This window comes from Nocardia sp. NPDC101769 (assembly GCF_044766925.1).
In the GTDB taxonomy this organism is placed as follows: domain Bacteria; phylum Actinomycetota; class Actinomycetes; order Mycobacteriales; family Mycobacteriaceae; genus Nocardia.
In genome coordinates this window covers 266,329-281,093 of the sequence record NZ_JBIWMX010000003.1, presented here as the reverse complement: position 1 = coordinate 281,093, position 14,765 = coordinate 266,329, and the positions used below count along the sequence as shown (strand labels likewise).

Sequence of the window (14,765 nt, the reverse complement as noted above, 5' to 3'; positions counted from 1 at the left end):
TTCACGCATGAAAGGCAGTGCCGTTCCGGCACGCGAAGACAGAGCCGTTCGGGCAGGGAACGGCGAGAGTCCCGACAACAACGCCGCGCACCGTGAGCAGACAGGTAGCTTGAGGAACTGATGGCTGAGAACGAGGGCACGGACCCCACCCAGACGACCGAGAACGCACCGGCGGCCGATGGTGCGGCCACGCGGAAACCTGCCGCGGCCGACATGTCGGTAGCCGACCTGCGGGAATGGCTATGCCGCTGGGTCGCCGACGCGACCGGGCAGCCGATCGAGAACATCACCGTGGACCGGCCGATGGAGGAGTTCGGCCTGGCCTCGCGCGATGCCCTCGCACTCGGTGGCGATATCGAGGAGCTGACGGGGGTCGTGCTGAACGCGACCATCGTCTACCAGCACCCGACCATCGCGTCGCTGGCCGAGCGAATCATCAATGGGGAGCCCGACCTTCCGGCCGAGGCGGCCGACGACTCGTTCTACACCCAGGGTTTCCAGCCGGGCCAGGCGCACGATGTCGCCATCGTCGGCCTGTCCACCCGGCTGCCGGGTGCGGGCGATACGCCCGAGTCCACCTGGGAATTCCTGATCAATCGCGGTGACGCGATCCGCGACCTACCCGAGGGCCGCTGGGCGGAGTTCCTCGACGATCCGCGCCTGGTGGAGCAGATCGCCAAGTCCAACGTCAAGGGCGGCTACCTCGACCAGGACGTCCTCAAGAGCTTCGACGCCGAGTTCTTCGCCCACTCGCCGGTCGAGGTGGAGCGCATGGACCCGCAGCAGCGGATGGCGCTCGAGCTGACCTGGGAAGCACTGGAGCATGCCAGGATTCCCGCCAACACCCTCAAGGGTGAGCAGGTCGGCGTCTTCATCGGTTCGACCAGCACCGAGTTCATGATCATCGCGGGCATGGCGGTCGGGACCACCGATCCGGGCACGCCGCTCTCGGCCGAGGGCTACGGCATCATGGGCAGCGTTTCGGCCATCATCCCCAACCGTGTCTCGTACTTCTACGACTTCCGCGGCCCGTCGGTGGCGGTCGACACCGCGTGCTCGTCCTCGCTGGTAGCGGTGCACCAGGCCGTTCGGGCACTGCGCAACGGCGAGGCCGACCTGGCGCTGGCCGGTGGCACGAACGTGCTGCTGTCCCCGGCCGCGACGCTCGCCTTCGACGCCAATGGCGGTGTGTCGAAGGACGGTCACATCAAGGCGTTCTCGTCGGACGCCGACGGCATGGTCCGCTCCGAGGGCGGCGGTCTGGTGGTGCTCAAGCGCCTCGCCGACGCCGAGCGCGACGGCGACACCATCTACGCGGTCATCAAGGGGTCCGCGGTCAACAGCGACGGCCGGTCCAACGGCCTGCTCGCCCCGAACCCGGACGCGCAGGCCGCCGTGCTGCGCAGCGCCTACCGCGATGCCGGGATCCCGCCGTCCCAGGTCGACTACATCGAGGCGCACGGCACCGGCACACCCATCGGCGACCCGATCGAGGCGGACGCCCTCGGCCGCGTCATCGGCCGCGGCCGCGAGGACGACAAGCCCGCGCTGCTGGGTTCGGCCAAGACCAACTTCGGCCACCTGGAGGCCGCCGCCGGCGCTGCGGCCCTCGCGAAGGTCATCCTGGCGTTGCAGCACAACGTCATTCCGCCGCATCTCAACTACGCGGGTCCCAGCCCCTTCATCCCGTTCGACCAGGCGCACCTGAAGGTCACCGACCAGCCGACCGAATTCCCGCGCTACAGCGGCAAGGCCACCATCGGCGTCTCCGGCTTCGGCTTCGGTGGCACCAATGCGCACGTGGTCGTTCAGGAGTACGTGCCGCCCACTGTCGCAGCGGAGGTTCCCGAGACCACCGACCTCGACAACGAGACCACCGATGTGGTCGCCGAGGCCGAGGCCATCACCGAAGTCGTTGCGCCGGAACCGGAGTGGGGCAATCGCGAAGAGCCGATGCCGCTGATCCTCCCGGTGTCGGGCTACCTGCCCTCGCGGCGCAAGCGTGCCGCCAAGGACCTGGCCGACTGGCTGGAATCCGAAGCGGGACAAGCGACTCCGCTCGAGGATGTGGCCCGCACCCTGGCGAAGCGCAACCACGGCCGTTCGCGCGGCGTGGTCGTGGCCAAGACCCATGACGAGGCCATCGCGGGCCTGCGGGCCATCGCCGAGGGCAAGCCGGGCAATGGCGTCTGGACCGCCGATTCCCCCGCCGCCAAGGGCGCGCTGTGGGTGATGGCCGGTTTCGGCGCGCAGCACCGGAAGATGGGCAAGCAGCTCTATACCGAGAACTCGATCTTCCGTAAGGCCGTCGATCAGGTCGACGAGCTGGTCATCGACGAGGCCGGGTACTCGGTCAAGGAGATGATCCTCGACGACTCCATGGACTGGGACATCGGCACCGGCCAGGTCGGTACCTTCACCATCCAGGTGGGTCTGGCCTCGATTCTGCGCGCGCACGGCGCCGAGCCCGAGGGCGTGGTCGGCCACTCCCAGGGTGAGGTTGCGGGAGCGTACATTTCGGGCGGTCTGCCGCTCGAGGACGCGGTGCGGGTGATCTGCGCGCGCTCGCGGCTGATGGCCGAGGGCGAGGCCATGCTCACCGACGACCAGGTCCGCAATATGGCGCTGCTGGAGTACTCCGCCGAGGAGGTCGCCAAGCTCGTCGAGACCGAGTTCCCCGAGATCGAGGTCGCGGTGTACGCCGCGCCCAACAACACGGTGATCGGCGGCATGCCGGACCAGGTGCACGCGATCGTGGCGCGCGCCGAGGCCGAGGGCAAGTTCGCCCGCGTGCTGCAGACCCGCGGCGCGGGCCACACCTCGCAGATGGACATGCTGCTGGGCGAACTCGCCGCCGAGCTGGCCGGCATCGAGCCCACCAAGCTCAAGCGGGACCTGTACTCGACCGTCCACAAGGACACCGTCTACCGCGCCGGCCACGCGCCCGTGCACGACGTGGACTACTGGGTCATGAACATGCGCGGCTCGGTGTACTTCACCAACGCCATCCGGCAGGCCGTCGACACCGGTATCACCACCTTCCTGGAACTTGCACCGAATTCCGTTGCTCTCATGCAGGTCCTGGGCACCACCTTCGCGGCGGGCGTGCACAATGCGGCACTGATCCCGACCCTCAAGCGCAAGGAAGACGAGGCCGCGGGCGTCATCTCCGCACTGGCGCAGCTGTACGTGCAGGGCCACAAGGTGGACCTGCCCTCGTTGCTGCCCGCCGGTGACTACGCGGCGGCGCCGCGCACCGCGTTCCTGCGCAAGCAGTACTGGCCCAGGGTGACCGGTGGCTTCGGCGGCGGCGCGGGCAATGCTCGTGTCCCGGGTGCGCATGTGGCGCTGCCGGACGGCCGCCACGTCTGGGAGGTGCAGGCCCCGGCCGTCACCGACCTGGCCGCACTGGTGAATGCCGCTGCCGCGCAGGTACTCTCGGACGTGACCGTCGGCGCGTCGGTCGCGCACGGCGCGGTCCCCGCCGCGGGCACGCTCACGACCACGCTCACCCCGCACCCGGGCGGCGCGTCGGTCTCGGTGCACGCCAAGGAGGGCAATGCCTTCCGCCCGCTGTTCGACGCGGTCGTCGTCTCCGGCGCGCCGCTGCCGGAATCGGCTGTGGCACAGCCGGTCGCGGTCGTCCAGGCGGCGCCGGCGGTCGAGGTGGCCGCGGCGGCTCCCGGCGAGCGCTGGGATCCGAAGGGCACGCAGACCATCGAGCAGCGCCTGGCCATCATCGTGGCCGAGTCCATGGGCTACGCGGTCGAGGACCTCCCGATGGAGATTCCGCTGATGGAGCTGGGCCTGGATTCGCTCATGGCCATGCGCATCAAGAACCGTGTCGAATACGAATTCGACATTCCGCAGCTGCAGATCCAGGCCGTGCGCGACGCCAGCCTGCTCGAGGTCGGCAAGGTGCTGCGCTACGCCATCGAGCACCGCGATCAGCTCGACGACATCGCCGCGCGGCAGGCCGCCGGCGAGGACATCACCGTCGACGCCGACTTCATCTCCGCCGCGCGGGCCGCCATGGACGCGGGCGAGGACCCGGCCGCGCTGCTGCCCAAGGCCGAGACCACCGACGTGGTGGCCGAGGCCGAAGAGGTCGTCGCGGAGCACGATTCCGCCGCGCCGATCGCCGAGACCGACGCCGACAATGTGCCCCCGCGCAATGGCGAGGAGCGGCTCGCCTTTGCCACCTGGGCGCTGGTGACCGGCAAGACGGCGGGCGGCATCTTCAACCCGCTGCCCGAGATCGACGACGCCACGTTGGAGAAGCTGGCGGGCCGGCTGTCGGAGCGGGTCAAGGCGGAGGTCGATCCGGCCGAGGTGCGGGCCTGCAAGACCATCGAGCAGCTGTCCGAGGTCGTTGTCCGCTACCAGGGCAAGAGCTCCGATCTGGAGGGCTTCGTGCGCACGCTGCGCGCGAAGGAGGCTGGTTCGAATGCGGTGCCGGTCTTCGTGTTCCACGCCTCGGGCGGCAACACCCTGGTGTACGAGCCGCTGCTGAACCGACTCCCGGCCGGGACACCGATGTACGGCCTGGAGCGGGTCGAGGGCACCATCGAAGAGCGTGCGCGCCAGTACATTCCGGAGATCCGCAAGCGGCAGCCGGAGGGCCCGTACATTTTCTACGGCTGGTCGCTGGGCGCGGTGTTCGCGTTGAAGGTCGGCGAGATCATGCGCGCCGAGGGTGCGGACGTCCGGCACATCGGCCTGATCGACCTGGCCATTCCGGTCGAGCCTTTCAGCGACGCTCCCGACGAGCGGGTGGAGCGGATCCGCCGCTACCAGTCGTTCGCGCAGAAGACCTATGGCTTCAACGGCGAACTCGATCAGGAGCAGCTCGAGGAGCTGGCCGCGGCGTCCGACGCGGAACAGATCGACATCATCATGGAGTTGCTGAAGTTCGCCGGAGTCGACATCCCGGGCGGCGTGATCGAGCATCAGCGCACCTCGTGGATCGACAGCAAGGAGCTGCAGAAGATCGAGCCGTCGAAGTACGACGGCGCTGTTGCCCTCTATCTCGCCGATCGCTACCACGACGGAATGATCGAGCTGGAACCGCGTTTCGCGGACCGGCGGCCGAACGGCGGCTGGCAGGAACACATTCCGAATCTGGAGATCATCCACATTCCGGGCGATCACATCCAGATCATCGACGAGCCGCGGATCGCCACCATCGGCGCCGATCTCAGCAAGAAACTGTCGGAGGTCGACACCACAACGAAATAGCACCACCGCTACACGGATTCTGCGAAAGTAGGTTTTGCCGAAAGGAGTCCCAGTGCGCACCACCGCCGAGAAACTCGCCGACCTTCGACATAAGCTCGACATCGCGAGGGAACCGGCGGGAGATGCGGGAATCGCCAAGCGGGCCAGGAAGGGAATTCCCTCGGCACGCGACCGCATCAATATGCTGCTGGATCCCGGGACTTTCGTGGAAGTCGGTGCGCTGGTGCGCAATCCGGGCGACAAGAGCGCCCTCTTCGGGGATGGCGTGGTCACCGGCCACGGCCTGGTGGAGGGCCGCCCGGTGGCCGTCTTCTCGCACGACCAGACCGTCTACGGCGGTTCGGTCGGCGAGATGTTCGGCCGAAAGGTCGCGGGCATCATGGAATTCGCCGCCAAGGTGGGCTGCCCGGTGGTCGGTATCAACGACTCCGGCGGCGCCCGCGTGCAGGAGGCGGTGACCTCCCTGGCCTGGTACGCCGAGCTGGGCCGGCGTCAGGAACCGTTGTCCGGCTTGGTGCCTCAGATCTCCATGATCCTGGGCAGCTGCGCGGGCGGCGCGGTGTACGCGCCCATCAATACCGACGTGGTGGTGGCCACTCGGGCGGCCTACATGTTCGTCACCGGCCCCAAGGTGATTCGCGAGGTCACCGGCGAGGACGTCAGCCTGGAGGAGCTCGGCGGCGCGAATTCCCAAGCCCAGTACGGCAATATCCACCACGTGGCCGAGAACGAGGCCGCCGCCTTCGAGTGGGTGCGCGACTACCTCGGCTATCTGCCGTCGAGCTGCCAGGAGCTGCCGCCGGTGGTGAATCCCGGTCTGGAACCAGAGATCACCGACACCGATCTGGAACTCAACGGCATCGTGCCCGACGCCGACAATTCCGGCTACGACATGCACGAGATTCTGCTCCGCATTTTCGACGACGGCGCGTTCCACGAGTTCGGTGAGGCCGCGGGCAAGAACGTCATCTGTGGCTTCTCCCGGGTGGACGGCCGCACCGTCGGGGTGGTGGCCAATCAGCCCATGGTCTACGCGGGTGCGCTCGATGCCCGGGCGTCGGACAAGGCCGCCCATTTCGTACGGCTGTGCGACGCGTTCGAAATCCCGCTGGTCTTCGTCGTCGACACACCGGGCTTCCTACCCGGTGTCGAGCAGGAGAAGATCGGCGTCATCAAGCGCGGCGGCCGGTTCATCTTCTCCTTCGTCGAGGCCACGGTCCCGAAGGTCACCGTGGTCATCCGCAAATCCTACGGCGGCGGCTATGCCGTCATGGGGTCCAAGCAGCTGGGCGCGGATGTGAATCTGGCCTGGCCCACCGCCCGCATCGCGGTCATGGGTGCGGAGAGCGCGGTCTCGCTCATCGGTGCCAAGACCCTGGCGGCGGCGCCGGAGGAGCAGCGCCCGGCCATGCGCAAGCAGATGATCGACTTCTACAACGCCACGGTCGCGACCCCGTGGGTGGCGGCCGAGCGCGGTTATATCGACGCGGTCATCGAACCGGCGAGCACCCGGCTGGAAATTCGCCGGGCCCTGCACCTGCTGCGAGACAAGAGAATTCCCCAGAACCCCCGTAAACACCACCTGCTTCCGCTGTAATCGGCCGGAACCGTTGCAACCCGCCCCACCGTGTGAAACCATCTCATTTCAATTTAGCTCGGCAATGAGAGTTGGGGCGAAGCGCTTATGGCTACCCATCGAATTCGGAACACGCTCATCGGCGGCGCGGCGACCGCCGCCACCGCCCTGGCGGTCCTCTCGGCCGCGCCGGCCGCGGACGCACAGGTCACCGGGCTGTCGGCCGGGACCGGGCTGGCGCACATCAATACGACCTACACACTGACGGCGTCCGTCGGCGGCTCGAACGCGGGCAGCCAGGTGGGTTTCTGGATCGAAAGCCCGTCCGGCGGCGCAGCCGCGTACATGGGCGCCTCTCCGGTGGATTCCACCGGTCACGCGACCTACCAGTGGACCCCGACGACTGCGGGTACGTACACGCTCATCGCCAGTGACGACGGCAGCAGCACCAGCAGCAACGCCCAGACCATCGGCATCAGCGTCACCGCGGTTCCGGTCGGCGGCATGGGCACCGGCAGCGCCTCGAAGATTCCGATCATCGGTGGTGTGCTGAGCAGCCTGCTGAGCCAGTTCGGCCTCTTCTGATACCGATTCCTTCCGCCTGAGGCCGACCCGTGCCCGGTTCACGGGCGGCTTGTTCAGGCGGCTCGCCGATTGCGCTGAATCTATCGGGTGACCCGTATAGATGTGAGAGCCTTCAGCTATGAGTACCTCACCTTTGGCGCTACTCGAAGGCGGGCCGGATGGCCTCGAAACGCGGATCGTCCCGATCACGCCACCGGGCGTCGAGCTGCGAGTGGCGTTCGGGGGCGGGTACGAGCGCTACAGAGTGACCTCACGCTGGCAGGACACTCCGGAGGGGAGTCTGCCCGTCTACGAGTGGGTGGCGCACGTGGAAGCAAAAAAATAAGGTCCAGGACGCGGCAACTGATTTCACGCGGTTCCGGGTAACTCGTCGGGTACGACCAAAATCCGCTCGGCTCTCGACCTCCGGCACGGGTGCGAGACCGGTAACGGCTCTTGGCCGCCCGCTGAAGGCCCGGGGAGGCGGAACAGCGGTGGCCGCCCGCGAAGTCGCGGGCGGCCACCGGTTACGGCGTGTCCGGGGTTAAAAAACTCGCATCTTCCCCGGCGACCAGAACCCGGAGCGGGTCACCACGTGGGTGTCGACCTGCGCGGGCTTGGGGAACTTGGCCTTGGCCGGGTCGGACGGATCCGGATAGAACGGCTCGTACTGCTCCAGGGAGCCCCAGTCGCGGGCGTAGTTGTCCTTCAGATAGGTCGGCACCGTCTTGGAGGCCGACAGCATCTCCGCCCAGCCCAGCGGACCACCGAATTCCTCGGCCTGCCAGGTATTGGTGGAGCTGATGGCCAGCGGCCGGTCGGGCAGGATGCGGTACTCGGGCGCCGCGTCCACCACACCGTTGCGGTGATCGAACGGGTGCTGGCACGGGAACTGCAGGCCCACGGCCCAGTCCAGCAGGATGGGCTGGGTGGAGCCCAGATAGCTGTTGAGCGACACCAGCTTCGGCACCCGCGGCGGGGTGAAGGCCAGCCACTGGTCGCCGATCAGCACCCGGCGTTCGGCGTGGATGCGCACCACATTGGCGTCGCCGGGCAGCGCCGAGAACGGGATGCGCAGGTTCCGCCACGAGGGGGCCGGGCCGATGTCCAGCGGGCGGTACGACTGGATCTCACCGATGCTGCCGTCCGGACTCCGGTGGGCGTACTCGAGGAACAGATCCTGTCCGTAGGTCATATTGCCGGTGTCGTCGAACGACATGATGCGACCGGCCGCCGAGATGACGATCAGCGGTGTGTCATCCGATCGAGCCGGCAGCTCGTACCAATTCGAGGTGAGCGAGGCGGGCTGCTGCACACCGTCCTGGTAGGCGCCCTGCACCGGGGTGGTGGCCGGATCCAGGCCGAAGGGCAGCGCCACCGTGGAGCCGTTGACGCCCTCTGCGCCCTTGCCGCCTCCGGTACCCGCGTTCTGGCCCTTCTCGAAGGCCGGGCCGACGGTCTGGGTGGAGGTGTTGCCGGTGCCCGGCTTCACCTCGACACTGTCGGCATCCAGCTTGTCGGCGACGCCGTTGGGGGAGAAGCCCTTCGGGTTCTCGCCCGCCAGCGGATCGCCGTTCAGCGGCGGGTGGGCCGGATCGATGATCGGGGTCAGGTTGCCGCCGTTGACATTCCTCTCCACCAGCACGTCATTGGCCAGCCCGCAGGTCTTGCCGGTGAGCGCGTCGATGTTCGAGCGCGCCAGCGAGTACGCAGGGTACTGCTGTACCGCGCCCTTGAGCAGCGACATCACCTCGAAGGCCACCATGAGCGCGGCGACCACGGTGAGCGGGATGGCGGCGAACTTGCGGACCCGCCTGCCGCGCTTGGTCTTCCCGTTCTCCATCGGCTTGGCGTAGCCCTCGCGCAGCGACTGCCAGGCCACCACGGCCAGCGCCAGCCCGAACAGCACCAGCATCAGAGTGTTGGATTGGAAGCCGTGCAGGGAGACGGTCTTGTCGAACCATGGCACCCCGTAGCTGGAGACGTACCAGTAGCCGTTGATGCCGGAGAAGGCGACGGCGAGGGTGAAGAGCAGCCCGGCCAGGAACACCGACCGGTTCTTCCGGGAGCGAAGTGCGGTGGCGGACACGGCAACCGCCGTCACCGCTGCCAGCGAACCCGCGATGCCCGCGTACGAACCGAAGTGGTGGGTCCACTTGGTCGGGTTGAACATCATGAAGAAGATGGTTCCGAAGACCACGCCCATGAGCCGCCAGGTCGGCGCGCTCGCGATGCCCGGCACCTGCCGCCGGCGCAGCAGCACCAGCATGGTGGTGATCAGGCACAGGATCATGAGCAGGAATGCGAAGCGGCGCGCCAGCGAGCCGTCCACGGTCTCGACGAAGAGGTAGTAGTAGCGCAGGTAGTCCTCGTACCAGGCCAGATTCGGCCCGGTCACCTGCCGCACCCGGTTCGCCTCCATGATTCCGGCGAAGGTCTGGTCGGCGAAAACCACCACCAGCACCAGGAATCCGGCCGCCGCGATAGGGGCGAGCAGGGCCAGATCGCCGAACTGCTTGCGCCGCCGCACCACGATCCGCACCAGCGGCCGGATGCCCGCGAGCAGCGCCGCCACACACATCAGACCGGTCGGCGCCGCGGCCAGCGTGAACGCTGCCACCAGCACCGCGACCGCGGCGGGCAGCAGGCGCGAGGTGGCGATGGCGCGCTCGATCGAAACCCAGGTCAGCAGGGCGCCCAGGGCCACGATCGGCTCCGAGCGCAGGCCGTTGTCGTAGGGCAGCCAGAAGGCCAGGAACACCATGCCGCCGGTCCACAGCGCGACCTGGGACTTCGCCACCGCGTTGCCCAGTCGCAGTACCACCTCGCGGCTGATCACCAGCCAGCACAGGATTCCGCAGAGCAGCGCGGGAATTCGCACCCACGGGCTGGCGGTGGAGACCTCTGCGAAGGCCTGGATGACGTAGTAGTACCAGCCGAACGGCGCCTCGGGCACGCCGAACCAGCGGAAATAGTTGGCCAGGTAGCCCGCGTGCGGTGCCACCCGCACCATGGTCAGGATGTAGCCGTCGTCGGAGGTGTTGGCGCCCACGAAGTGCCACAGCAGCAGGGTGCCGATGATGCCGCCGTCCGCCCAGGTCGGCTTCAGCCAGTGCGCCGGCAGGATGCGCCGGTGCCCGCGGCCGTCACTGGTGTCCAGCCTCGCCAGCGCGCCCATGGCCAGCAGGGTTAGCAGGACCGCGGCGATGATGGCCACCAGCTTGATGACCGTCGGCGAGGAGGAGAATCGGGAGTCCACGGTCATGTGGAATGAAAGGCCCTCCGGCACGCCGCCTTTCATATCGGTGAACACGCCGACCACCTGGGGACGCAGATCGCCGAGCAGGCGGCCGTCGACGGGCACGGTGGCCAGTTCCCGTCCGCCGTCGGCGGTGGGCTTCTCGACGGTGCGGGTGACGCCCTCGAAATTGGCGTAGGTCTGGGTGCTGTCGGAGGTGATGACCAGCTGCGAGCACTGGTTCATCTCGGCGCGGGTGGCGCTGGCCACCACGGCATTGCGGTCCAGCACATCCACGCTCTCGCCGGAGACGCGGACGAACAGGGCCTCCAGGTCCGCGCTCCTGCCCTGCGGCGGCGCTGTTGCCAGCAGGATGCCGCCGCGCGGATCCAATTGCTGGACGGCGGAACACGGGATGGTGGCCTTCGCGTCGATGGGCACCTGCGACATCAGCGCCGCCTGCACCGGATCGAGCGAGCCGCCCTGCGGCCAGCTCACCTCCGCCTGGGTCTGCTGCACCGGCAGGAACGGTGTCGCCAGCGCGAACAGCGCTCCGAGCACGCCCGCGACGATCGCTATGAGCTTCGCGACGCGGTAATCGCGCGGTGTCGCGGGGGCGGTCGCCGGGCTATTCGGCTTTGTCAGTACAGCAGATGCGTCTGGCACGGTTGCTGATGGTAGCCCCCCCGCCTCCCCGAGACTTGGCGCACGGCTTGGGCGCCGTTGCCAGTTTCGCACGCGCGCCGGCGGTTGGTGCCAACCCGATTTTGGCCGTACCCGACGAGTTACCCTCGCCTCACGAAATCAGTGGTCACCTTTCACTTCGTCCTGATGGGTGAATCCTTGGCCAGGCCGGAGCGGGACTGGACGGTCACGTCCAGGGTGGGCTTGGCATTCGCATCCGGGACATACGGGGTGAACTTCTCGAGCGAGCCCCAGTCTCGCGCCCAGTCGTGATTCAGGTACGACGGCCGGGTCTCCGACTTGAGCAGCAATCCCGTCCAGCCCAGTGGTCCGCCGCCGATGTCGTCCTGCCAGGCATTGGCGGCGTCCTGGCCGACGCGGTCCGGCAGAATGCGCCATTCGGGCACCTCGGCCACGCCGTCGTGGTGGTCGAAGGGACGCTGGCACGGGAAGGCGAGGCCGACGTGCCAGTCCTCCAGCACCGGAACACTGTCGCCGACAAGGGAATTCAGGTTCTGCAGCCGGGGCAGCCGGGGCGGGGTGACGGCCAGCCACTGGCGCGGGGTGATGTCGGCGTCGATGAGCACCAGGCGAATCGCGTTGGCGCCCGCGGGAATCTGATCCAGCGGCACGCGCAGGTTGCGCCAGGACGGGCTCGGGCCGATATCGATCGGCCGGATCTGCCCGGTGTTCGTGACGGTGCCCTGGGCATCGCGGGTGCCGTACTCGACGAACAGATCCTGCCCGTAGGTCTCCACGCCGTCCTTGTTGAAGGACCGGATGCGCCCCGCGGCCGTCACGACCAGCACCTTGTAGGCGGGATCATTGCGGACGCTGTTCAGCTTCTCCGCGTTGTACCACTGCGTGGTGAGCTTCGAAACCTGCTGCTCGCCATCGGTGTAACTGCCCTCGACCGGGGTCCTGGCCGGGTCCAGGCCGAAGGGCAGGGCGACGGAGCTGCCGTTGATGCCGGTCTCTTCGCTCTTGCCGCCGCCGGTGCCCGCGCCGGTGGTCTTGGACGTCTTGTTGCCGGACTTCTCGTTCACCGAGTTGGCCCCGCCGGTGACGGTTTCCTCCGCGTCCGCGGTGAGGTCGGAGGCGACACCATTCGGGGTGAACCCGGTGTTCTCGGCGGACAGGCCGTCGGCGTCGGATCCGGTCCACGGGTGCAGCAGTGAATCTGCGGTATCTGTCTCCACCAGTACCTCATTGGCCAGCGCGCACGAATCACCGCGCAGTGCACGCAGATTCGACTCCGCAATGGAGTAGGCCGGGTACTGGCCGACGGCCGCCTTGGCCAGCGACAGCACCTCGAACAGCACCAGCGCGGCCGCCGCGATGGTGAGCGGCATGCTGGCGAACCTGTCGAAGCCGCGCACCGGTTTCGGCTGCGTGTACGGCTCGCGGAAGTGCTGGTAGGCGGCGATGAGCAGGCACAGCACCGCCAGGCCCAGGAACAGCGTGGAGAAGCCCTTGCCGGCGATGAGCGGCGCCTTGTCGAACCACGGCACGCCGTAGCTGGACACGTACCACCAGCCGTTGGGCCCGGTGAAGGTCATGGCCAGCAGGAAGAACACCGCGGCGGTGAACAGCGTCCGGTTGCGCGGTGAGCGAATCCCGTTGACCCCCACCGCGACCGCGGCCAGCGCCGCCACCGATCCGGCCAGTCCGGCGTACACGCCGAAGTGGTGGGTCCACTTGGTGGGCGTGAACATCATCAGGAACAGCGACATGAAGATGATGCCCAGGATCCGCGCCGACGGCCCGCGCGAGGTCCCCGGGATGCGGCCGTTCTTGCGCAGCATCACCATCACGCACACACCCAGGCACAGCAGCATGGCCAGGATGCCGAAGCGGCGGGCCAGCGAGCCGTCGGGGGAGAGCATGAGCAGTGAGTCCCAGCGCGTGCGCTCGTCGAACCAGGCCACATTGGGGCCGATGAGCTTGCGCACCCGGGTCGCCTCCATGACCGAGGCGAGGGTCTGATCGCCGAAAACAACCACCAGCACCAGGGTTCCGGCGGCCACGCCGGGCGCCAGCAGCGCGCCGTAACGCAGCAGCCAGGACCCCTGGCCCTTGGCGCGCTTGATGACGACCATGAGCACCGGTCGCGCGCCCGCGATGAGCGCCGCGATGCAGATGAGCCCGGTCGGCCCGGCGGCCAGCGAGAAGGCCGCGATCAGCACGCCCACGGCGGCGGGCAGCAAACGCCCGGTGGCAACGGCCCTTTCGATGGAGCACCAGGTCAGCAGCGCGCCCGCGGCGATGAGCGGCTCCGGGCGCAGGCCGTTGTCGTAGGGCATCCAGGCGGCCAGGAACACCAGTCCCGCGGTCCAGATGGCGATGGTGTCGCGTCGCACTCGTGAACCCAGGCGCGGCAGCACTTCCCGGCTGATGACCAGCCAGCACACGATGCCGGCCAGCAGTGCGGGCAGGCGCATCCACGGGCTGGAATCGCTGATCCGGGTCATCCAGGCCAGCACCTCGTACGGCCAGCCGAAGGGCGCCTCGGCCACCCCGAACCAGCGGTAGTAGTTGGCCATGTAGCCCGAAACCTTCGAGGCCCGAGCCATATTCAGGATGTAGCCGTCATCGGAGGTGTTGGCGCCGATGAGGTGCCACACCACCAGCGTGCCCAGCACCGCGACGTCGGCGAGCCGCACCCGCCACCAGTGCGCGGGCAGGAACCGGCGCGGCTTGCGGCCGTCGGAGGTGTCCAGCAGGTGCAGCGCGTAGAGGGCGAGCAGGGTGAAGAGCACGGCGCCGAGCGTCGCGATGCGCTTGAGCCAGGTCGGGCTGGAGGTGAAGCGCGCGTCGATATCCACGGTGGCGGTGGCGTTCCCGAGCTGATCCCGCTTCAGATCGGTGAACAGGCCCACCACCTGCGGCCGGGTGTCCCCGCCGACCCGGCCGGCGAAGGACGTGCCGTCCTGGCGGTGCACCCCGGCGAATTCGACCCGGGTCTCGGCGGCGTCCGAGTGCACGGTGATCGCCGTGCAGTCCTGGATCTCCGCCGCCGGCGCGCTGAGCAGCGGAATCAGCCGCACCAGTACCGATACCGTGCGTCCCTTGCCGGGCTCGTCGGTGACCTTGACGACCAGGCCCTTCGACTCGGCCTGCCCCGAGGCCGCGGGCACCGTCGAGAACAGCGTGCCGGTCGGCAGTTCCCGCAGCGCCTGGCACGGCAGTGTCACGTACAGCTGCAACGGCACGTACGACACCAGCGGCGCCGCGACGTCGGCCGTATCCCCTTGCGGCCAATGCAGTGTCGGCCGGTCCTGGTTGACCGGCAGGATCGGCGTGATCACCGCCAGCAGGAATCCGAGTAACCCGGACGCCAGGGCGAGGATGCGGATGCGGTGGAACGCTCGGGAGTCTGCGCGCACGAGCACCGACTCTAACCATCGCGCCCGCGGTGGCTGCACATCTCCCGGCGTTCCGGCCGCCTCGAAGCGGCTGACCTGT

6 protein-coding genes are annotated in these 14,765 nt (G+C 68.1%); 4 read left to right on the top strand and 2 right to left on the bottom strand.

Annotation, left to right across the window (positions count from 1 at the left end):
• Positions 1–120 precede the first annotated feature (120 nt).
• The 4 genes from pks13 (at position 121) to ACIRRA_RS07075 (ending at position 7,724) form a co-directional block, all read left to right on the top strand.
• Positions 121–5,238 carry a polyketide synthase Pks13 gene (gene pks13 / locus ACIRRA_RS07090; RefSeq protein WP_402764230.1) on the top strand — a complete coding sequence of 1,706 codons (5,118 nt, stop codon included), beginning with the start codon at positions 121–123 and terminating at the stop codon, positions 5,236–5,238.
• 52 nt (positions 5,239–5,290) lie between these two features.
• Positions 5,291–6,835, top strand: a complete 1,545-nt coding sequence (locus ACIRRA_RS07085) for an acyl-CoA carboxylase subunit beta (RefSeq protein ID WP_402764227.1) — start codon at positions 5,291–5,293, stop codon at positions 6,833–6,835.
• Positions 6,836–6,922: 87 nt separating this feature from the next.
• Entirely contained in the window at positions 6,923–7,399 is a 477-nt protein-coding gene (locus ACIRRA_RS07080; RefSeq protein ID WP_402764224.1) for a hypothetical protein, read from the top strand.
• Between the two features lie 118 nt (positions 7,400–7,517).
• Positions 7,518–7,724, top strand: a complete 207-nt coding sequence (locus ACIRRA_RS07075; protein WP_402764221.1) for a DUF5988 family protein — start codon at positions 7,518–7,520, stop codon at positions 7,722–7,724.
• Between the two features lie 198 nt (positions 7,725–7,922).
• On the opposite strand, the gene ACIRRA_RS07070 is transcribed toward ACIRRA_RS07075, so the two are convergent.
• Together ACIRRA_RS07070 and ACIRRA_RS07065 are read right to left on the bottom strand one after the other, a co-directional pair.
• Entirely contained in the window at positions 7,923–11,282 is a 3,360-nt protein-coding gene (locus tag ACIRRA_RS07070) for an arabinosyltransferase domain-containing protein (RefSeq protein WP_402764218.1), read from the bottom strand.
• 152 nt (positions 11,283–11,434) lie between these two features.
• Positions 11,435–14,686, bottom strand: a complete 3,252-nt coding sequence (locus ACIRRA_RS07065; RefSeq protein WP_402764215.1) for an arabinosyltransferase domain-containing protein — start codon at positions 14,684–14,686, stop codon at positions 11,435–11,437.
• Positions 14,687–14,765 lie beyond the last annotated feature (79 nt).